The organism is Streptomyces sp. NPDC023838 (assembly GCF_040639555.1).
In the GTDB taxonomy this organism is placed as follows: domain Bacteria; phylum Actinomycetota; class Actinomycetes; order Streptomycetales; family Streptomycetaceae; genus Streptomyces.
This window is the reverse complement of sequence record NZ_JBFAAD010000016.1, coordinates 137259-156020: the sequence shown is the minus strand read 5'-3', so window position 1 is coordinate 156020 and position 18762 is coordinate 137259. Positions and strand designations below refer to the sequence as shown.

Genomic DNA, 18762 nt, shown 5'->3' with positions numbered 1-18762 from the left:
ATGCGGGACGGAGGCACGCATCCGCTCGTGTGCGGCGGATGCGGGCCTGCATGCCCTAGGGCCTGTCGTCAAATTCCCGTCTGTCCGGCGGGCGACGACGGGAATTTGACGACAGGCCCTAGAGTGGAAGTGGAGGCTCCTCCAGTTCCCTCACTGTAAGTGGAGGCGTCGCCGGTTAGCAAGCCCGGGACGACAGGAGACCGCGAATGGCCAGAGAGACAGGGCGCCCGCTACGGGCCGACGCGCAGCGCAACCGGGACAAGATCCTCTCGGCCGCGGTGCGCGTCTTCGCCGAAGAGGGACTGGATGCGCACCTGGAGCGCATCGCCAAGGAGGCCGGCGTCGGCTCCGGCACGCTCTACCGCAACTTCCCCACCCGGGAGGTCCTCATCGAGGCCGCCTACCGCAACGAGCTGATCCGGCTGTGCGACGCGGCCCCCGACCTGCTGGCCGCGCTGGCCCCGCGCGAGGCCCTGCGCTCCTGGACGGGCCGCTTCATCGACTACGCGACCGCCAAGCTCGGCATGGCCGACGCCCTGCGCGCCCTCGTCGAATCCGGCGTCAACCCCTACGCCCAGAGCCACGAGATGATGATGGCCGCCCTGACCTCGCTCCTGACCGCCGGCGTCGAAGCTGGCACCATCCGCTCCGACATCAGCGCCACCGACATGTTCGCCGCCCTGACCGGCATCGCCCTCACCTCGGGAAAGCCGGAGCAGCGAGAGCAGGCCGAACGCCTCCTCGACCTCACCCTGGACGGCCTGAGCACCGACCGGCGCTGACAGGCGGCGGGACCCAAGATCTCATTGCTTCCGGGAGAGCCCCACTCGCCGACCCGGTCGAACAGGGCGGAGGAGCAGGACTGCATCCGGGTTGCTCGCGCCCACGCGGCGGCGCCGCACATGTCACAGCCCCGCGCCCCTGAAGGCTTGGCCGGTAGTCAGGTGCGGGTCCGCATGGGCTGAGCGCGCCCACGCGGCGGAGCCGCACATATCACAGCCCCGCGCCCCTCAAGTAGCCGCTGCGCGGCATCCTCGGGGCGGCCCGGAGGGGCGCTTTTAGGGGCGCGGGGAACTGCGCGACCAGCCACACACCACCCGCAGACAAACAGGGGCCCGGGGGCGAAGCCCCGGGAAACCCACCCACCCCCCCCGCACGGGGCCGGGGCGAAGCCCCGAAAGCGGGGTGCAGGGGCCGCAGGCCCCGCAAACGGGGGCCGGGGGCGCGGCCCCCGGGAGAACCGCCTCAGCCCACCCCCACCCCCCGCACGGGGCCCTCGGCGGAGCGGCGCATCTCACAGCGGGGAAGGGGGTGAGGCGCAACCGCCCGTGGGGGCCGGGGCGTCGCACATCGTGACGGTCACGGGGCAAGCCACAGGGGCAAAGGGGAGGTGCCGTGCGCGAGATCGGCGGGTATCAGCTCGTCGCGCTGCTCGGCGACGGCGAAACGGGCCAGGTACACCTGGCCCGCACCGCCTCCGGCCAACTCGTCGCGCTGAAGACCGTGCACCCGCACCTCGCCGCCGACCCCCGCTACAGAGCGCGCTTGCGCCGCGAGTTCGCGGCGGCCACGGCGGTGGACGACCCGTACACCGCCGGGGTGCTCGCGGCCGACCCTGACGCCGAACCCCCGTGGCTGGCCACGGCGTACGCCGCCGGCCCCGCCCTCTCCGAGGCCGTCTCCGCGCTCGGCCCCCTCGGCCCGAGCCGGCTCGCCGCGCTCGGCGCCCTGCTGGCGGAGGCGCTGGCCGCCGTACACGCCGCGCACCTCGTCCACCGCGACCTCAAGCCCGCCAACGTGATCGTCACCCGCGACGGGCCCAAGGTCATCGACTTCGGCATCGCCAAGGGGGCCGCGGAAGGAGCGGACGGCGCGGAAGCAGCGGACGGCGCGGATGGCTCGGACGGGCCAGGAGGACCCGGAGGGCCAGGAGGAGCCGCGCTCCCCGACTCCGGCGAGACCCTCGTCTCCCCCGGCTTCACCGCCCCCGAACAGCTCGCCCGCGAGGGCGAACCCGGCCCGCCCGCCGACGTGTTCGCGCTCGGCGGCCTCCTCGCGCTCTGCGCCACCGGCCGCAACCCGTTCGGCGCGGGCCGCGCCCCGCAGGTCCTGTACCGCACGCTCCACGAGGAGCCGGACCTCGACGGCGTACCGGGCGACGACTGGCGGGAGTTCCTCGGGCGGTGTCTGGCCCGCGAGCCCGCCGCCCGGCCCGCCGTCGCCGAGGTCCTGGCGTGGTGCGCGGCGCGCGGCGCGCCCGAGCCCTGGTGGGAGCAGGAGCCGGTCACCGGGCTGATACTCCAGCACGAGGAAGCCACCGCCGAGTTGATCGAGGCGGCGGCGACGGTGCCCCTGCCGTCCCCGGCCGCTCCGGCCGCACCCGCCTCCCGGCGCCGCTTCCTGCTCTGGTCCGCCTCCGGCGCCGTCGCCGCCGCCTCGCTCTCCACCGCCGTCGCGCTCCCCACGGACAGCGGGGGCCCAGGAGGCGGCGAGCGGCCTTCCGCCACCCCCTGGCCGCGCGGCCGCACCCTGTGGACCCGCGACCTCGGCCCCAACCGGCAGGGCACCGCTCTGATCCGCCACGGCGACGCCCTCTACGTCCACGACAGCGCCTCCCTCACCCGCCTCGACCCCGCCACCGGCGCCGTCCGCTGGCAGCGGGACGCCCAGGGCGTCAGCCAGGTCGTGCCGCACGGCACGGACCTCCTCCACCTCGTACGCACCGGGCTCTCCGGCGCCCCGGCCCTCGCCGCCCTTGACTCCGCCACCGGCGAGACCCGCTGGGAGACCCGCGATCCGCGCCTCGAAGGGCTGCGGCCGCGCACCTCGCTCCTGCCCGACGAGGTCGAACAGGAAGGCTCCCAGGGCATGCTGGCGCTCGGAGACCGGGTCGCGTGCCTCGTCACGTACGAGCGGTACGACACCGACCGGGCGCGACGCACCGCGCGCAAGCGGCCCTGGCGGGCCTACGGCTACGACCCCGCGACCGGCGAGGGGCTCTGGTACCACGAGGGGACGGCCGCGGGGGTGACGGCGGTGCGGCACGCTGGCGGGCGGTTCGCGGTCGCCGCGTCCGTCCACGCCCAGTCGGACTCGCCCGAGCAGCTCAGGGCCCGGGCGGGGGACCCGCTGCACGTGCTGCGGGCCTCCGACGGCCGCCCGGAGACGACCGTGGTGGGCGGGGCGCTGCGGCCGGACGCCCAGCCGGGGGCCACCGGCACGGGCTACTTCGCGCTCGGCGAGGCGGTCAGCGCCGTCGATCTGGCGGCCCGGACCACTCTGTGGTCCCGGGGCGTCACCGGCTCGGTGTCCGTGACGCCGACGGCCACCGGCGGCCTGGTGCACGCCGGTTCGCCCTCCGAGGTGAGCGCCATGGACGCGGCCACCGGCCGGACCCGCTGGCTGCGTACGGACGTCCGGCGGCTCACCGAGGACCCGCCCGCGCCGCCGCTGCTCTCCGAGGGGCGGCTGTACGTCACCGGTCCTGAGCCGGGCAGTGACCGACTCGCCCTGAGCGGCCCGGCATGGGGGCTGCACGCGCTCGACCCGGAGACGGGGAAACTGGTGTGGGCGGTGCCGTTCGAGGGCCGCGACAAGCTGAGCGGGAGCGCGGGAGGCGGGCTGGTGCACGTGTGCGCCGGGTCGGTCCTCACCACCTTCCACGGCCCGGACGGCGCCGCCTGACGGACCCGCTGCCCGCCTCGGAGCGGGCTGGTACGCCCGTATCGGCAAGGCGTCGACACGGGCGTACGACAGACCTACGGTCTAGCGAGGCTGACGGCGCCAGGGGCCGGTGATGGCGAGCATGATGCCCGGCTCCTGGATGTTCGCGAACAGGGTGCGCCCGTCGGGTGAGAAGGTCACCCCGGTGAACTCGCTGTACTCCGGCTCCTGTTCGGTGCCCTGGTTGAGCTCGTTGCGGGCGATGGGGTACGTACGGCCGGAGTCGGTGGCGCCGAAGAGGTGCTGGACGCCCTCGCCGTCCTCGGCGATGACCAGACCGCCGTACGGCGAGACGGTGATGTTGTCCGGGCCGTCGAAGGCGCCGTCCTGACCGGGCGCGGGGTTGACGCCGAGCAGCACCTTGAGGGTGAGGGTGCGGCGGCGCGGGTCGTAGAACCACACCTGGCCGTCGTGCCGGCCCGGGGACTCCTCGCGGGCGTACGAGGAGACGATGTACGCGCCACCGTCGCCCCACCACATGCCCTCCAGCTTGCGGGCGCGGGTGACGTCTCCGGCCGCGAACTGCTTGCGTACGGAGGTGGTGCGGGCGTCGCGGTCGGGCACGTCGACCCAGTCGACCCCGTACACGGTGCCGATCCGGGTGGCGCGGGAGAGGTCGTCGACGAACCGGCCGCCCGCGTCGTAGCACTTGGGGGCCTGGAGCACCCCGGCGTCGTCGGCCAGGGTGCGCAGGCGGCCGCGGCCGTGCTTGAAGCCGTGCGGCGGGGTCCAGCGGTAGAGCAGGCCGTTGGGGCCGGAGGCGTCCTCGGTGAGGTAGAGGTGACCGCGCCGGGGGTCGACGACGACGGCCTCGTGGGCGTACCGGCCGAGCGCCTTGAGGGGCTTGGGGGAGCGGTTGGCGCGCCGGTCGTAGGGGTCGACCTCGAAGACATAGCCGTGGTCCATGGTCATCCCGTTGGAGCCGGCCTTGTCCTCGGTCTCCTCGCAGGTCAGCCAGGTGCCCCACGGGGTGGCGCCGCCCGCGCAGTTGGTGGAGGTCCCGGCGATGCCGACCCACTCCGCGACCGGGCCTCCGTGTGCGTGCACCTCGACGACGGTGCAGCCGCCGGACGCGGCCGGGTCGTACACCAGGCCCTCGGTGAGCGGCACCGGGTGCGGCCAGTTCTTGCGCGGGCCCTTCAGCTCGTGGTTGTTGACGAGCAGGGTGACCCCGCGCGGCCCCTCGAAGGCGGCGGTGCCGTCGTGGTTGGACGGGGTGGTCTCGCCGGACTCCAGCTTGGTGACGCCGCTGTGGGTGACGATCCGGTACGAGAAGCCCTTCGGCAGCGCGAGTATGCCCTTGGGGTCGGGCAGCAGCGGGCCGTAGCCCGGCTCGTGGTGCCCGTGCCCGTGCTCGGCGCCGTACGCGTCGTCGGCGGCCAGCGCGCCGGGCGCCGTGGCCAGTGCGCCGACGGATCCGGTGAGGGCGACCCCGGCACCGGTGAGGGCGGAGTTCCTGGCGAACTCCCTGCGGCTGAGCGACATCGCGGGTCTCCTGACGGGGGGTTGCGGGCGGGGGGCGCGCCCAGGGTCCCGGGGACGGGCGAACACCGCAATAACACGGGGTGTCGCCCATCCCAACTCCCGCGCCCCGCGAGGCCGCCGTCCGCCCTGCGGCCCGGTGGGGGTTGCTCGCGCCCGCGCGGCGGAGCCGCATATGTCACAGCCCCGCGCCCCTTGAATGCCGCTGCGCGGCATCCCCCTGGGCGCCCCGCAGGGGCGCATCCAGGGGCGCGGGGAACTGTGCGACCAGCCGCCACTCAGCCGCAGACAAAGACCGGGCTAAAAGGGGCGCAGCCGAACAGCCGCATCCCCAGGGCTACGCCCGCGAGCGGGCCTTGAACGCCGCCTTGCGGGCCTCCTTCGCCGCCTTCTTGTCCGGGTGCAGCCGTCCCATCGCCTCCAGGACGTCCGCCGTCGCCGGGTGGTCGACCCGCCACGCCGCGTCGAAGAAGCCGCTGTGCTGGCCGACCAGGCCCTCCACCAGGCCCTGGAGCTCTTCCAGGTCCCCGTCCACCGCCAGCTGCGCGGCGATCGTGTCCACCGCGAGCCAGAACACCATCGCCTCCGGCGGCGCGGGAACGTCCGCCGCCCCGCGCTCGGCGAGCCACACCCGGGCGAGGCCGCCCAGCTCCGCGTCGTCCAGGACCTCGCGCAGCGCGGGCTCGGCCTCGGCGCCGGTGAGGGCGAGCGCCTGCTGGCAGTGCAGCCGGCGCAGCGGGCCGCGCTCGTCCGAGCCACGGGCCGCCGCCAGCAACTCCCGTACGGCGGCGGGAAGTTCATGACGCTCAAGCCACTGCTCGGTCTCGGCGCGGGCGGCCGCCTCCGGGTAGTACGCGATGCCGTCGAGCAGCACGTCCGCGCCCTTGTCCGCGAGGTCGCCGACGGCCGGGGCCTCCACGCCCGCCTCCAGCATCCGGGCCCGTACGCCGTAGAGGCCGAGCGGGGTGAGGCGGACCATGCCGTACCGGGCGACGTCCTCGTCGTCGACGGGCGGCGCGGGCTCCTCGCCCTCCTCGGCCATCAGGGCCTCGTCCACCGGCCGGTACTCCACCAGGCCGATCGGCTCAAGGAGCCGGAACTGGTCGTCGAGGCGCATCATCGCGTCCGACACCTGCTCCAGGATGTCGTCGGTGGGCTCCCCCATGTCGTCGGGGACGATCATCGACGCGGCGAGCGCGGGCAGCGGCACCGGGCCCTCGCCCGCGCCGCCCTCGGTCACGGTCAGCAGATACAGGTTGCCGAGCACGCCCTCCAGGAAGTCCGCCTCCGCCTGCGGGTCCCAGTCGAGCCGGTCGAAGTCGAGCTCGCCGTCGTCCCCGATGAGGTCGGCGAAGTCATCGAGCACGGGGGCGGTCGCGTCCGCGAAGACCGCGTCGAACGCGTCCAGCCAGGTGGTGAGGACGTCCTGCGGGGAGCCCGAGGTGAGCAGGGCGAGGGCGTCGCCCTGCGTGGCCGTGCCCTCCCCGTCCTCCTCGTCGGCGTCCTGGACGTCCACGAGGCCCGCGTCGACGGCGATCCGCCACGCCTCGCTCGCGTCCGCCGCACCGTCGTCGTCGGGGGTGAGGTCCAGCGCCGCGGCGGCCGCGGGCAGTTGCTCCTCGACGAGCTCGCCCCCGGCGCCGACCCGGGTGCCGGGCCCGGCCCAGCGGGCGAGCCGGGCCGCGCGGGCGAGCAGCGGGGCGGCGAGCGCCGCCCGGGCGAGTTCGGCCTCGGAGTGCAGCCGCACCGGCGGCAGGGTGGGGCGGTCTCCGGACATCTGTGTCGTACTCCTCGGGCGAAGCGATGTGATTCGAGAGACACCCAGCGTAGACGTATTTCGGCGGGTATCGCCGCGCCCGGCCAGGGCCGGGGGCGGGCCGCACGGCGGGTTCCGGCCGGGGAGGCGGCGGTTGCGTACGGGAATCGACGGGCGGTGCCCGGCCTCCCCCGGCAGCCGGTTCATCCGGCCGTCGGATTCCGGCCACCCGGCGACCCTTGACAACTGCCCCGCCCAGCCAAGAGATTGACGCGCGTAGAACTTGCTGCACACCTGAGCAGCACCGCACCCGCACGTGCACCGATTCCCTCATCCTCCGGAGTTCTTTGATGCCCGTTCCGAGATCCGCCGCCGTCTCCGCCGTCGTCGCCGCAGCGCTGGGCGCCGGTCTGCTCGCCGCCGGCTCGTCGGCGGCCGCCGACCCGACCGCCGCAGCCCCGGCCCGCATCCACGACATCCAGGGCACGACCCGCACCTCGCCGCTGGCCGGCCAGCAGGTCACGGAGGTGCCGGGCGTCGTCACGGGCGTACGGACGTACGGCTCCTCGAAGGGCTTCTGGTTCCAGGACACCGCACCGGATGACAACCCGGCCACCAGTGAGGGCGTCTTCGTCTTCACCAGCGCCACCCCGAAGGTGGCCGTCGGTGACGCGGTGACGGTCTCCGGCACGGTCACCGAGTACGTCCCGGGCGGCCTCTCCTCCGGCAACCAGTCGCTGACCCAGATATCGAAGCCGACCGTGACGGTCGTCTCCTCGGGCAACGCGCTGCCCGCCCCGGTCGCGGTGACGGCCCGTACCGTCCCCGGCCGCTACACCCCGGCGGGCGACCCGGCCGCCGGCAACAGCGTCAACGGCCTGACCCTGCAGCCGAAGAAGTACGCCCTGGACTACTACGAGTCCCTGGAGGGCATGAACGTCCGCATCGGCACCTCGCGGATCGTGGGCGCCACCGACCCGTACAGCGAGCTGTGGGTCACCGTGAAGCCGCACGAGAACCGCACCAGGCGGGGCGGTTCGCTGTACGCGTCGTACGACGACCAGAACACCGGCCGCCTCCAGATCCAGAGCCTGGTGCCGGCCGCGCAGCAGCCCTTCCCCAAGGCGAACGTCGGCGACACGCTGACCGGCGCCACCGAAGGGCCGCTGGACTTCAACCAGTTCGGCGGCTACACGATCACCGCGCGCACGCTCGGCACGGTCAAGGACAACGGTCTGAAGCGCGAGACCACGCGCAAGCAGCGCACCGGCGAGCTCGCGGTCGCCACGTACAACGTGGAGAACCTGGACCCGACCGACCCGCAGGCCAAGTTCGACGCGCTGGCCGACGGCGTGGTCACCCACCTCGCGTCGCCCGACATCGTGACCCTGGAGGAGATCCAGGACAACAACGGCGCCAAGAACGACGGCACGGTCGACGCGTCCGCCACCATCAAGAAGTTCACGGACGCGATCGTCGCCAAGGGCGGCCCCGCCTACGAGTGGCGCTCGATCAACCCGGAGAACCTGAAGGACGGCGGCGAGCCCGGCGGCAACATCCGCCAGGTGTTCCTCTTCAACCCGGCGCGGGTATCCTTCACCGACCGCGCGGGCGGCGACGCCACGACCGCCGTCGCCGTCACCGGCACCAAGGGCCGCCCGGCGCTCACCCTCTCGCCCGGCCGGATCGACCCGGCGAACCCTGCGTGGACCGACAGCCGCAAGCCGCTCGCGGGCGAGTTCGTCTTCAAGGGGCAGACGGTCTTCGTCATCGCCAACCACTTCGCCTCCAAGGGCGGCGACGAGGGCCTGGTCTCGCAGCACCAGCCGGTGCCGCGCTCCTCGGAGGCCAAGCGGCTGCTCCAGGCGCAGGCCGTGAACGGCTTCGTGAAGCAGCTTCTCGCGGTCGACAAGCACGCGCGCGTACTCGCGCTCGGCGACATCAACGACTTCGACTTCTCGGGCACCACCAAGGCCCTGGAGGACGGCGGCGCGCTGCGCTCGGCGTTCCGCACGCTGCCGAAGAAGGAGCGTTACTCCTACGTGTACCAGGGCAACACCCAGGTGCTCGACCAGATCCTGACCAGCCCGGCCGTGCGCGGCTTCGACTACGACAGCGTGCACATCAACGCGGAGTTCTCCGACCAGACCAGCGACCACGACCCGCAGGTCATCCGCTTCCGCCCGTAGGTCAGGCGGCCGGGGTGACGGTCAGCGCCGGAAGGTAGCGCGTCACCCCGCCACCGGTCACCCCGGGGAAGTCCCGCACGCGCGCCCACTGCGGGGTCTTCGAGCCGATCCCGGCACCGGGCGCGGCCAGGGCCTCGACGTGGGCGCGCTCGCTCTCCCACTCGGCGTAGTTGAGGACGCGGGTGCCGTCCAGGCTCGTGTGGAATTGGGCGGCGAGCCAGCCGGAGGGCAGGGCCGGATCGGAGTCCAGGGCCTCGAAGACACCGTCCACCCAGGCCCGCTGGCGGTCCGGGTCCGGTCCTTCGAACTCCACGTCGACGATCACGACGCAGCCGGGCGTACGGGGGTCGCCCGGCCGCGGGTCGCTGCTGCGGTAGAGCTCGTACGAGTGCAGGCCCACCCGCTCGATGCCGGGGACGGCCGCGTCGATCTCGGCGTTGCGGCCGTCCCGGAAGCGCCGGAAGAAGTCCTGGTAGGCGGCCTCGCTCTCCCACTGCGAGTAGTGCAGCAGGCCGTCGCCGTCGGTGCCGGTGTAGACGCTGTACGAGAGCAGGCCGACGTCCGGCCAGTCCCGGCTGCCCCACGCCTCGGCGATCGCCGCGACGGCGGCGCGCTGCCGCTCGGGGGTGCCCATGCGCCAGACGCTGGACTTCACGACGCCGACGCCGGGGCGGCGGAGGTCGGGGAGGGCATCGAACTTCACATCGGTCGTCACGTCGAACTCCTGGTGATCGTGGCTGTGCCGCGCCGCGTTGTGCCGCGCGAACGATCACCATCCTGAAACGTCAAGGCCACTTGAGGTCAAGGACGCCCACCCGACAGCCGCCGGGCTCACCCCTCCTTCTCGCCGAGCCGCGCCAACTCGCTCTGGAACCAGTCGAGCCGGGCCTGGAGCAGCGCCGCCTCCGCGACCAGCTCCGGAAAGGTCCGGCCGGGGTCGGCGGCGGACGCGTCGGCGGCGGGCGCGGCCAGGACCTTCAGCCCGGCCCCGCCGCGCCGGGCGAAGTCGTCGAACCCCACGGCCGTACGCGATCCGGCGCACACCACGCAGACCGGCTCCACGACCCGCCAACCGGGCCGCCCCCAGCCCGCGTCGGCGAGGCCGGTCGCCCGCCGCCGGCAGCGGCACGGGCCCGCCGTCGCGGTGCGCACCCGCTGGCGGGCGTACCGCATTCCGCGCTCGAACCGGATGTAGCGCCCGAGCACCGCGACTTCGAGCAGCAACGCCCCGCGGTGCTCGGCCGTGCAGGTCAGGGCCGCCGCCTCGGCGCGCTCGTGCAGACAGTGGAAGCCGCAGTCGCAGAGCCTGGACGGCGAGCGGTGGCGCCGCCCGTACGCGCAGTGCGCGTCGTCCAGGACGCCGTAGGGCAGGGCGGCGCCGAGCGAGATGCCGAGGAACCCGGCCCGGGAGCCGTCCTGGGAGAGCGCCGCGTGGGCGACCTTGTAGCCGGTGGGCGGCTCCGTCGGGCGTTCCTCGGGGAGCCGCAGCCTCATCGGCCCGCCGTCACCTCGACGGGAGCTCCCGCCGGGACCTCCTCGGGCACGGGCGGCGCCTCGTCCCGTACGACATCCTCGGGCTGTTCCTCCGCGACACCAGTGGCGAGAGCCTTGCCGAGCTTCATGACGACCTCCGACGGTACGACGGTACGGACATGAACGGACACACCGGTTTCTCATGGTGGCGCAAGGCAGCCCACCCGCCAAGAGCGCGCAGCGACCGCACACTTCAGCACTGCTACCGCTTCACCCCAAGAAACTCTAAGTAGACCTTCACGCTCGCTGGGCCGAGACTGCGTGAATGAGCACTCCCCGCCCCTTCGGGCGCGCACTCTGCGCCATGATCACGCCCTTCACCGCCGACGGCGGCCTGGACCTCGACGCCGCCCGGCGACTGGCGGCGCATCTGGTCGCCGAGGGCTGCGACGGCCTGGTGCTCAGCGGCACCACGGGCGAGTCACCCACCACGACCGACGCGGAGAAGACGGCGCTGGTACGGGCGGTGCGCGAGGCGGTCGGGAACCACGTCCACGTCCTGGCCGGGGTCGGCACCGCCTCCACCCGGCACACGTTGGAGCTGGCCCGCCAGGCCGAACAGGCGGGCGCGAACGGCCTGTTGGTGGTCTCGCCGTACTACAGCCGCCCGCCGCAGGACGCGGTCGAGGCGCACTTCCGTACGGTGGCCGACTCCACGGAGCTCCCCGTGATGCTCTACGACATCCCCGGCCGGACGGGCGTCCGGATCGGCACGGAGTCGCTGCTGCGCCTGGCCGAGCACGAGCGGATCGTGGCGGTCAAGGACTGCGCGTACGACCTGCTCGCCTCCACCAAGGTCATCGGCCGCACCTCGCTGGCGTACTACTCGGGCTGCGAGGAGACGAACCTGCCGCTGTACGCGGTCGGGGGCGCGGGATACGTCAGCACGGTGGCGAACGTGGCCCCGGCCCAGATGCGGGCCCCGCTGGACGCCTACGACAAGGGAGACGTGACCGAGGCAGCCCGCCTCAACCACCTCACGCTCCCGCTGGCAGAACTGATGATGGCGAGCGGCCTGCCGGGCACGGTGACGGCGAAGGCACTCCTGGGGAACCCGGTGCGGGAGCCGCTGCGGCCCGCGTCCCCGGACCAGATCGCCGCACTGCGCACGGCACACGACGATCTGGTCCGCGAACAGCCAGGGGCGCGGGGCGCAGTACGTCAGTTGTGACTGTGCAGGATCTCGTTGAGCCCGCCCCACACCGCGTTGTTGGGCCGGGCCTCGACCGCGCCCGTGACCGAGTTCCGCCGGAACAGGATGTTCGACGCACCCGAAAGCTCACGCGCCTTCACGATCTGCCCGTCCGGCATGGTGACCCGCGTACCGGCCGTGACGTACAGCCCGGCCTCCACGACGCACTCGTCGCCGAGCGCGATCCCCACGCCCGCCTCCGCGCCGACCAGGCAGCGCTCGCCGATGACGATGCGGACGTTGCCGCCGCCGGACAGCGTGCCCATGGTGGACGCGCCGCCGCCGATGTCGGAGCCGTTGCCGACGACGACACCGGCGGAGATCCGGCCCTCGACCATCGACGTGCCCAGCGTGCCCGCGTTGAAGTTCACGAAGCCCTCGTGCATCACGGTGGTGCCCTCGGCCAGGTGGGCGCCGAGGCGCACCCGGTCGGCGTCGGCGATGCGGACGCCCTTGGGGACGACGTAGTCCGTCATGCGCGGGAACTTGTCGATGGACGTCACCTGGAGGTGGAGTCCGGCGGCGCGGGCGTTCAGGCGCACCTTCTCGATGTCGTCGACGGCGACCGGGCCGAGCGAGGTCCAGGCGACGTTGGCGAGCAGGCCGAAGAGGCCGTCCAGGCTCTGGCCGTGCGGCTTGACCAAGCGGTGCGAGAGCAGGTGCAGGCGCAGGTACGCGTCGTGGGCGTCCAGCGGCTTGTCGTCGAGCGAGGCGATGACCGTACGGACGGCGACGACCTCGACGCCCCGGCGCTCGTCGACGCCGAGGGCGTCGGCCGCGCCCTTGCCGATGAGGGCGAGGGCCTGGTCGGCGGTGAGCCGCTCGGTGCCGGCCGGGCCGGGCTCGGCGACCAGCTCGGGGGCGGGGAACCAGGTGTCGAGAACGGTGCCGTCGCCGGCGAGGGTGGCGAGGCCGGCGGCGACGGCGCCGGTGGAGCGAGAAGCAGTAGCAGTCGTGTCGGTCATAGCGGAAAACCTAACCGGCGACGGCCCGCCGGGGCGAACCGGTCTCAGGTGACGGGCGCGCGTCACCCCCGGTCAGCGGCGCCGGAAGGCCGCGCGCCCACAGCACGGCGAGCCCGGCGAGGCCCGCGAGGACGGCGCACAGCGGCCAGAGCAGACCGGGCGCGGCGGTGTAGAGGGCGCCGCCGAGCGGCGGGGCGAGCACCTGGCCGCTGATGGAGGCCCCGGCGTACAGGCTCTGGAAGCGGCCCTGGGCGTGGGCGGGTGCCTGGTCGGCCACGTACGCGGTGGCGGTGGTCTTGTAGAGGATCTCGCCGAGGGTGAGCGTCACCATCAGGGCGAGGGCCCAGCCGAGGGCGGCGCCGGGAATGAGCAGCGCGTAGCCGAGGCCGACCAGGAGCAGTCCGCAGCCGACGACCGAGAGCGGGGCGCGGCCGCGCAGGGCGTGGACGGCGGGCAGTTCGAGGCAGAGGATCAGCCCGCTGTTGAGGGCGATGAGCCAGCCGTAGATGTGGGCGTCCATGCCGTGGTCGCCGAGGAAGACCGGCAGGGTGGAGTACTGCTGGCGGTAGACCAGGTCGACGCAGACGATCGCGCAGAGCAGGACGAGCACGGCGGGCCGGGCCCGCAGCTCCCGCCACAGGCCGGGGGCGCCCGGGTCGTACGACGGCTTGGCGTGGGCGGCCGCGCGGGCGGGCAGCACCCGGGCCGCGTACGCGGCGAAGAGCAGGGTGCCGACGCCGTCGGCGGCGAAGAGCCAGTCGTACGACCAGTGGGCGGCGACCAGGGCACCGAGCGGCGGCCCGACGGTGAAGCCCGCGTTGGCGGCGAACCGCATCACGGCGAAGCCCTGGCGGCGGCTGCCCTCGGGGACGCCGACGGCGACGAGCGCGGAGTTCGCGGCCCGCACGACACCGGAGGCGTACTGGGCGAGCGGCAGGGCGACGGCCAGGGCCGGGGTCGGCAGCAGCGCGATACCGGCGAGCAGGGTGCCGCTGACCAGCGCGCCCGCGAGCAGGGCGCGCCGGTGGCCGTACCGGTCGCCGAACCAGCCACCGGTGAAGTTCCCGGCGACCAGACCGATGCCGCCGATCCCGCTGATCACTCCGGCCTGGCCGACGCCGAGCCCGCGCGGGCCGGTCAGGTACACGAAGAGGTAGATGAACGTGAAGCTGACGACCGCGTTGAAGAACATGCCGAAGCACAGCAGCCGGACGGTTCTCGGCACCGCGCGCAAGGTCTCCACGCCGTCGCCCCCCTGGGTCTCGCTCACGAGTGAGTTCCTAGTAAGTTCCTTATGGGAACGGACTATGTCAGCATGGGAGCCGCAGGTCAACGGCGGGCGCCCGGACGGGACGGCCCGGACGGTACGGAAGGATGGAGACCATGCCTCAACGCACCCGTCTCCACGACGAGCACTGCGCCATCGCCCAGGCCCTGGACGTGGTCGGCGACTGGTGGACCCTTCTGATCGTCCGCGACGCGGCACGCGGAGTGCACCGCTTCGACGCGCTCCAGCGCGAACTCGGCATGTCCCGCAAGGTGCTCGCCGAACGGCTGAAACTGCTGGTCGAGACGGGGGTGCTGACCCGGGAGCCGTACCAGGACCGCCCGGTGAGGTACGAGTACCGGCTCACTCCGCGCGGCCGTGCCCTGCTGCCCGTACTGATCGCGCTCCAGGACTGGGGAGACACCTGGGTGCTGGGAGATGGAGAGACGATGGCCACGGCGACGGAGCACTCCGGAGAGACCGAGCGGGTGCGCGGGCTGGTCGGCACGAAGGTGCCGGAGCTGCAACTGATCGGCATGGACGGGGAGTTGAGGGACCCGGTGGCGCGAGACAGCGCGTACACCGTGCTCTACTGCTTCCCCGGTGCCTACGCCCGCAAGGAGTCCTATCCGCCCGGCTGGGCGGGGATCCCGGGGGCGCCGGGCTGCACGCTCGAATCGTGCACGTTCCGCGACCAGCTCGCCGAGTTCACGGCGGCGGGCGCGGTCGTGCACGGCGTGTCCAGCCAACGCCCGGACGAGCAGCGGGCGTTCGCGGACAAGGAGCGGCTGCGCTTCCCGCTCCTGTCGGACGCGGACCTGACGCTGACGGCCGCGCTGCGGCTGCCGACGTTCCGCACGGCGGGCGTGAGCCGGCTCAAGCGCCTGACACTGGTGGTCGACCGGGACCGTACGGTGATCGAGGCGCTGTACCCGATCACCGACATCGAGGCGAGCGTCCGGGCGGCGCTGGAGGCGGTGCGCCGGGCCGGGAGCTGAGAGCCTGCCTTTGAACCCCCGTCGTCCGCCCGGAGGGCGGGCGCAGCGGCGTTCGGTGCGTGCGCTCGGCGTGCGTGCCGGGCGTCGGGGCGCAGACGGGGGTTCAAAGGCAGGCTCTGAGCCTCAGTGCGCGGCGCCGCCGAGGTTGAGCAGCGCCACTCCGGCGATGACCAGCGCGATCCCGGCGAGCTTGGCGGCCGTCATGGTCTCGCCCATGAAGAGCATGCCGATGACGGCGATGACGGCCGTGCCCGCGCCGGACCAGATCGCGTACGCCGTGCCGACGGACATCGACTTCAGGGTGAGCGAGAGCAGATAGAACGCGAGCAGATACCCGCAGACGGTGACCAGCGAGGGCCAGAGCCGGGTGAAGCCCTCGCTGTACTTCATCGCGGAGGTGGCGGCGATCTCCGACGCGATGGCGCAGGAGAGCAGGACGTACGGCATGCGCACCAGCGTACCCAGCGGTGCGTACGGGCGTACATAACGATCGGGGACGCGGGAACTCGGTGCGGCACCCCGTTCCCGCAAGGGGCGCGGGGCGGTGTCAGCGTGCGGCTCCGCCGCGTGGAGGCGACCAGCCCAAAGACGGCCCGCAGACGAAGAACCACGCATCCAGCGCGGCGTCACCGCAACAGCCGCCCCAGCAACTCCCGCGCATAGCCCTGGTCATAGGCCCCGCCAGTAAGCAGCGCCTGGAGGCAGATCCCGTCCATCAGGGCGACCAGGCCGCGAGCCGTCACCGGGTCCGTGTGGCGGGCCAGCACCTCCGCCACGCCCTCGGTCCACTCGGCGGCGACCGGCCGCAGCGGGGGCCGCCGCAGCGCCGCCAGATAGAGCTCGTACTCCAGCTCCACCCGCGCCCGGTCCCCCGCGATCCACTCGCCCATCAGCCGCGCGAGCTCGGCGGCCACGTCCACGCCCGGCTCCGCCAGCGCGCCGCTGTCGCGGATCGCGGCGGCGAATCCCTCGTTGGCCTGGCGCAGCGCGGCGACCATGAGCTCGTCGAGCGTCGCGAAGTGGTACGTGGTGGAGCCGAGCGGCACATCGGCCTCGGCGGCGACGCTGCGGTGGCTGAGCCCGGCGATACCGCGCTCGCCGACCACCCGGATCGCCGCGTCGATGATGCGTCGCCGCCGGTCGGGGTCGTACCGGCGGGCCATCAGTCGCACGCTCCTGGGACGGGGGCCATGGCACGACCGTACCGGGCGGCCGGTCTCAGCCCTTGGGCGCCCGCGCGGCCAGCCAGTGGGAGAGAGCCTCGACGCGGGGCCGCAGCCGGGTGTTCTGGAAGGCCCGGATGCGCCAACGGCCGTCCGCGCCAAGGACGATGACGTACGTCTGCACGGAGAGCGCCCGCCGCGAGGGCCTGCGCGCCCGGCCCTTGAGCAGGGCACCGCGCGCGTGGACGAGGGCGACGCCGGGTGCGGGGAAGTCGGCGGCGGCGATCTCCGCGTACAGCCGTGAGCCCTTGAGGACCCCGTCGAAGAGCCCGCGGTGCCCCTCGACCACTGCCTCGCGGCCGACGAGGCGGCCGCCGTAGAAGGTGACGTAGTCGGCGTCCTCGGTGAAGTGCGCCCCGTACGCGTCGGCGTCGCCCCAGGCGAGGCGGTGGCCCTCGAAGAGCTCGCGGACGGAGTGGAGATCGGCGTCGACGGTCGACGTGGGCATGGCTGTCTCCTGAGGTTCGGGTACGATTAATTGCACACATGCAATATATGCACATGTGCATGTGTTGGGCAATCCCTCACGGAGACAGGACGAGACATGCCGGACCAGGAGAGAGCGCGTGCGACCGAGGATCTGCTGCGGCGGGGCGCCGGGACGTACCGCGCGTATCTGACCGCCGTCGTCCTGCACGGCCAGGCGGCGGCCGACGTCCTCGGCCAGAACCCGACCGACCTCTACGCCCTCAACGTCCTGGAACTGGCGGGGCCGCTCACCACGGGCGCGCTCGCCGAGCGGATCGGGCTGACCCAGTCCGCGACGACGCGGCTGGTGGACCGGCTGGAGAAGGCGGGACGGCTGCGCCGCGCCCCGGACCCGGCCGACCGCCGCCGGGTGGTGGTCGAGCCGGTCCCGGTCCCGGCGGAGGAGGACGAGCAGGCGTTCGGCGCCGCGCGCCGGCGGATGGCGGAGGTGTTCGGCGGCTTCGCCCCGGACGAACTCCGCGTCCTGTTCCGCTACTTCGAAGCCGCCGCCCCCGCACTGCGGGAGGCGACGGCCGAGACGAAGGGGGTGCCGCCGACGGGCGGCGCGGGGGTCAGCCGGTGACGGTGAACCAGGTGGCGCGGGACTTCTTCCACTCGGGGTGGGTGAGGTCCTTCGCCTCGGTCCCGTCCCCGTACAGATCGGCCGACCCGTCGTCGGTGATCAGCTGGGCGCGGGCCCCCGGCACCGACAGGTCGGGCACGTCCACGACGGCCTCCCAGCCGCCCGGGTCGCTGGTGGGCAGGTCGCGCAGCTTGACGGGGGCGTGCGCCGGGACGCCGTCCCAGGAGTAGAGGGCGTACGGGTCGGAGTTGTCGTCGGCGGCCCACGACCCGGCGACGATCAGATACTGGTCGGCGGCGTTCTTACGGATGTCCCGGATGCTCAGCCCGCCGAGATCGAGCTCGATGGGCGTCCCGAACACCGCCTTGACCCCGCTCCCCACCACCTTGTCGATGTTGGTGACGGGCACGATGAGCGCCTTGCCGCCGCCCGCCGGGGGCACGAGCGGCGCCCGGAAGCCGACGTACGCGGTGGTGGTGGACCCGGGCGCGAACTCCAGGCCCTCCACGTTGAACCCGTCGATCTGCTTGGGCGCCTGCCCGGCGGCGGTCGCGGCGGCGAAGCCGTACCGGTCGCCGTGGGCGCGGTCCCAGGCGACGAGGTCGTCGCGCAGCTTCTTGTACGAGCCGCCGAGCGTCAGCCGGGTGCCGGCCCCGGACCCGGTGACGGTGGTGGTGAAGACGGTGTTGCGGTCGGCCTTGTACTCGCCGTCCTTGTTGTTGCCGAGCGAGCCGGTCCAGTAGATGGTGTCGCCGACGCGGGCGGCGCCCTCGATGTCGATCTCCTTGCTGACCCCGAGCCCGGAGCTGAAGTCCCAGGTCCGCACGGGCGCACCGGAGATCGAACGGTCGTACAGCCGCAGCGTGTTGGACTCGTCGTCGGCGACAACCACGTACCCGCCGCCCACGTCGACGGCGGCGGAGGCGTCGCTGGAGCCGGTGAAGTACCGGGTGTCGGAGGCGTACTGGACGGCGGCCGAGGCGGCGTAGTGCAGCGTCTTGGTGACGCTCTTGCCGCCGAGCCCGGTGAGCTTGAGGGTGAGGTCGGTGTACCCGCGCCCGTGCGCGGCCACCGCCACCTGCCGGGTGGCCCCGGTGCCGGTGACCTTCACGTCCCCGGTGCCGGCGACGGAGGGCACGGTGCTGGCGGAGGCGGCGACGGTGAGCGCGGAGGCGTCGGCCCCGCTCTGCCCCACGGTCACGGTCACCACAGGGTCCCCGCTCGCCCCCACGGCGCCCGAGAGGTATCCGGCCGAAAGCGAGAGGGTCGGGGTGCCGTAACCGGCCGCGTGCGCGGGTGCGTTCAGGCCCATGCCGGCCAGCGTAAGAGCCGCGCTCGCGGCCGCGAGGGCAACGCGCCCGGCACGGGAAACGTCATACAGCA

17 protein-coding genes are annotated in these 18762 nt (G+C 73.4%); 6 read left to right on the top strand and 11 right to left on the bottom strand.

Features of this window, described 5'->3' with window-relative positions; genetic code table 11:
• The first annotated feature begins 206 nt into the window (after nt 1-206).
• Together AB0G17_RS20935 and AB0G17_RS20930 are read left to right on the top strand one after the other, a co-directional pair.
• Nucleotides 207-782, top strand: a complete 576-nt coding sequence (locus AB0G17_RS20935) for a helix-turn-helix domain-containing protein (RefSeq protein WP_361384610.1) — start codon at nt 207-209, stop codon at nt 780-782.
• A 613-nt stretch (nt 783-1395) separates the two neighbouring features.
• A complete protein-coding gene (locus AB0G17_RS20930) occupies nt 1396-3684 on the top strand; it encodes a PQQ-binding-like beta-propeller repeat protein (protein WP_361384607.1) in 2289 nt (762 codons plus the stop codon).
• A gap of 81 nt (nt 3685-3765) precedes the next feature.
• Here AB0G17_RS20930 and AB0G17_RS20925 read toward each other — a convergent pair whose 3' ends face one another.
• Both AB0G17_RS20925 and AB0G17_RS20920 read right to left on the bottom strand, forming a co-directional pair.
• Nucleotides 3766-5208: an alkaline phosphatase PhoX gene (locus AB0G17_RS20925; protein ID WP_361384605.1), complete on the bottom strand. Its 1443-nt coding sequence runs from the start codon at nt 5206-5208 to the stop codon at nt 3766-3768.
• Between the two features lie 334 nt (nt 5209-5542).
• Nucleotides 5543-6982 carry a hypothetical protein gene (locus AB0G17_RS20920; protein ID WP_361384602.1) on the bottom strand — a complete coding sequence of 480 codons (1440 nt, stop codon included), beginning with the start codon at nt 6980-6982 and terminating at the stop codon, nt 5543-5545.
• A gap of 329 nt (nt 6983-7311) precedes the next feature.
• Between AB0G17_RS20920 and AB0G17_RS20915 the strand changes: the two genes are divergently transcribed.
• The gene (locus AB0G17_RS20915) at nt 7312-9150 is read left to right on the top strand and encodes an endonuclease/exonuclease/phosphatase family protein (protein ID WP_361384599.1); all 1839 of its coding nucleotides are present in this window, start codon (nt 7312-7314) and stop codon (nt 9148-9150) included.
• Between the two features lies 1 nt (nt 9151).
• Here AB0G17_RS20915 and AB0G17_RS20910 read toward each other — a convergent pair whose 3' ends face one another.
• The 3 genes from AB0G17_RS20910 to AB0G17_RS20900 all read right to left on the bottom strand — a co-directional run bounded on the left by AB0G17_RS20910 (nt 9152) and on the right by AB0G17_RS20900 (nt 10814).
• The gene (locus tag AB0G17_RS20910; RefSeq protein ID WP_361384596.1) at nt 9152-9865 is read right to left on the bottom strand and encodes an antibiotic biosynthesis monooxygenase; all 714 of its coding nucleotides are present in this window, start codon (nt 9863-9865) and stop codon (nt 9152-9154) included.
• Nucleotides 9866-9981: 116 nt separating this feature from the next.
• Nucleotides 9982-10644, bottom strand: coding sequence for a hypothetical protein (locus AB0G17_RS20905; RefSeq protein WP_361384593.1), 663 nt, complete (start codon nt 10642-10644; stop codon nt 9982-9984).
• Entirely contained in the window at nt 10641-10814 is a 174-nt protein-coding gene (locus AB0G17_RS20900; RefSeq protein ID WP_361384590.1) for a hypothetical protein, read from the bottom strand. Before AB0G17_RS20900 ends, AB0G17_RS20905 begins: the two co-directional genes overlap by 4 nt.
• Before the next feature lie 134 nt (nt 10815-10948).
• Between AB0G17_RS20900 and dapA the strand changes: the two genes are divergently transcribed.
• Nucleotides 10949-11854, top strand: a complete 906-nt coding sequence (gene dapA / locus AB0G17_RS20895; protein WP_361384587.1) for a 4-hydroxy-tetrahydrodipicolinate synthase — start codon at nt 10949-10951, stop codon at nt 11852-11854.
• Here the strand turns inward: dapA and dapD are convergent.
• Nucleotides 11845-12840, bottom strand: a complete 996-nt coding sequence (gene dapD, locus AB0G17_RS20890; protein ID WP_361384584.1) for a 2,3,4,5-tetrahydropyridine-2,6-dicarboxylate N-succinyltransferase — start codon at nt 12838-12840, stop codon at nt 11845-11847. The genes dapA and dapD overlap by 10 nt on opposite strands.
• Nucleotides 12841-12850: 10 nt before the next feature.
• Complete coding sequence (locus AB0G17_RS20885; protein ID WP_361384699.1) at nt 12851-14083, bottom strand: MFS transporter; 1233 nt, start codon at nt 14081-14083, stop codon at nt 12851-12853.
• A gap of 140 nt (nt 14084-14223) precedes the next feature.
• Here AB0G17_RS20885 and AB0G17_RS20880 point away from each other — a divergent pair, with 140 nt between their 5' ends.
• Nucleotides 14224-15105, top strand: a complete 882-nt coding sequence (locus tag AB0G17_RS20880) for a winged helix-turn-helix transcriptional regulator (protein WP_361384581.1) — start codon at nt 14224-14226, stop codon at nt 15103-15105.
• 123 nt (nt 15106-15228) lie between these two features.
• Here the strand turns inward: AB0G17_RS20880 and AB0G17_RS20875 are convergent, their stop codons facing one another.
• The 3 genes from AB0G17_RS20875 to AB0G17_RS20865 form a co-directional block, all read right to left on the bottom strand.
• On the bottom strand, nt 15229-15552 hold the full coding sequence (locus AB0G17_RS20875; protein WP_361384578.1) for a multidrug efflux SMR transporter: 324 nt from the start codon (nt 15550-15552) through the stop codon (nt 15229-15231).
• Nucleotides 15553-15731: 179 nt separating this feature from the next.
• Entirely contained in the window at nt 15732-16268 is a 537-nt protein-coding gene (locus AB0G17_RS20870) for a TetR family transcriptional regulator (protein WP_361384575.1), read from the bottom strand.
• 55 nt (nt 16269-16323) lie between these two features.
• The gene (locus tag AB0G17_RS20865) at nt 16324-16776 is read right to left on the bottom strand and encodes an SgcJ/EcaC family oxidoreductase (protein ID WP_361384572.1); all 453 of its coding nucleotides are present in this window, start codon (nt 16774-16776) and stop codon (nt 16324-16326) included.
• 96 nt (nt 16777-16872) lie between these two features.
• Between AB0G17_RS20865 and AB0G17_RS20860 the strand changes: the two genes are divergently transcribed.
• On the top strand, nt 16873-17379 hold the full coding sequence (locus AB0G17_RS20860) for a MarR family transcriptional regulator (RefSeq protein WP_361384569.1): 507 nt from the start codon (nt 16873-16875) through the stop codon (nt 17377-17379).
• Here the strand turns inward: AB0G17_RS20860 and AB0G17_RS20855 are convergent.
• Nucleotides 17369-18691: a hypothetical protein gene (locus AB0G17_RS20855; RefSeq protein ID WP_361384566.1), complete on the bottom strand. Its 1323-nt coding sequence runs from the start codon at nt 18689-18691 to the stop codon at nt 17369-17371. The genes AB0G17_RS20860 and AB0G17_RS20855 overlap by 11 nt on opposite strands.
• Nucleotides 18692-18762: the final 71 nt, after the last annotated feature.

Coding starts and splice junctions, on each gene's coding strand:
- dapD (WP_361384584.1), bottom strand. CDS start 12,840: ATGACCGACACGACTGCTACTGCTTCTCGCTCCACCGGCGCCGTCGCC.
- AB0G17_RS20865 (WP_361384572.1), bottom strand. CDS start 16,776: ATGCCCACGTCGACCGTCGACGCCGATCTCCACTCCGTCCGCGAGCTC.
- AB0G17_RS20925 (WP_361384605.1), bottom strand. CDS start 5,208: ATGTCGCTCAGCCGCAGGGAGTTCGCCAGGAACTCCGCCCTCACCGGT.
- AB0G17_RS20915 (WP_361384599.1), top strand. CDS start 7,312: ATGCCCGTTCCGAGATCCGCCGCCGTCTCCGCCGTCGTCGCCGCAGCG.
- AB0G17_RS20875 (WP_361384578.1), bottom strand. CDS start 15,552: ATGCCGTACGTCCTGCTCTCCTGCGCCATCGCGTCGGAGATCGCCGCC.
- AB0G17_RS20870 (WP_361384575.1), bottom strand. CDS start 16,268: ATGGCCCGCCGGTACGACCCCGACCGGCGGCGACGCATCATCGACGCG.
- AB0G17_RS20880 (WP_361384581.1), top strand. CDS start 14,224: ATGCCTCAACGCACCCGTCTCCACGACGAGCACTGCGCCATCGCCCAG.
- AB0G17_RS20905 (WP_361384593.1), bottom strand. CDS start 10,644: ATGAGGCTGCGGCTCCCCGAGGAACGCCCGACGGAGCCGCCCACCGGC.
- AB0G17_RS20855 (WP_361384566.1), bottom strand. CDS start 18,691: ATGGGCCTGAACGCACCCGCGCACGCGGCCGGTTACGGCACCCCGACC.
- AB0G17_RS20860 (WP_361384569.1), top strand. CDS start 16,873: ATGCCGGACCAGGAGAGAGCGCGTGCGACCGAGGATCTGCTGCGGCGG.
- dapA (WP_361384587.1), top strand. CDS start 10,949: ATGAGCACTCCCCGCCCCTTCGGGCGCGCACTCTGCGCCATGATCACG.
- AB0G17_RS20935 (WP_361384610.1), top strand. CDS start 207: ATGGCCAGAGAGACAGGGCGCCCGCTACGGGCCGACGCGCAGCGCAAC.
- AB0G17_RS20920 (WP_361384602.1), bottom strand. CDS start 6,982: ATGTCCGGAGACCGCCCCACCCTGCCGCCGGTGCGGCTGCACTCCGAG.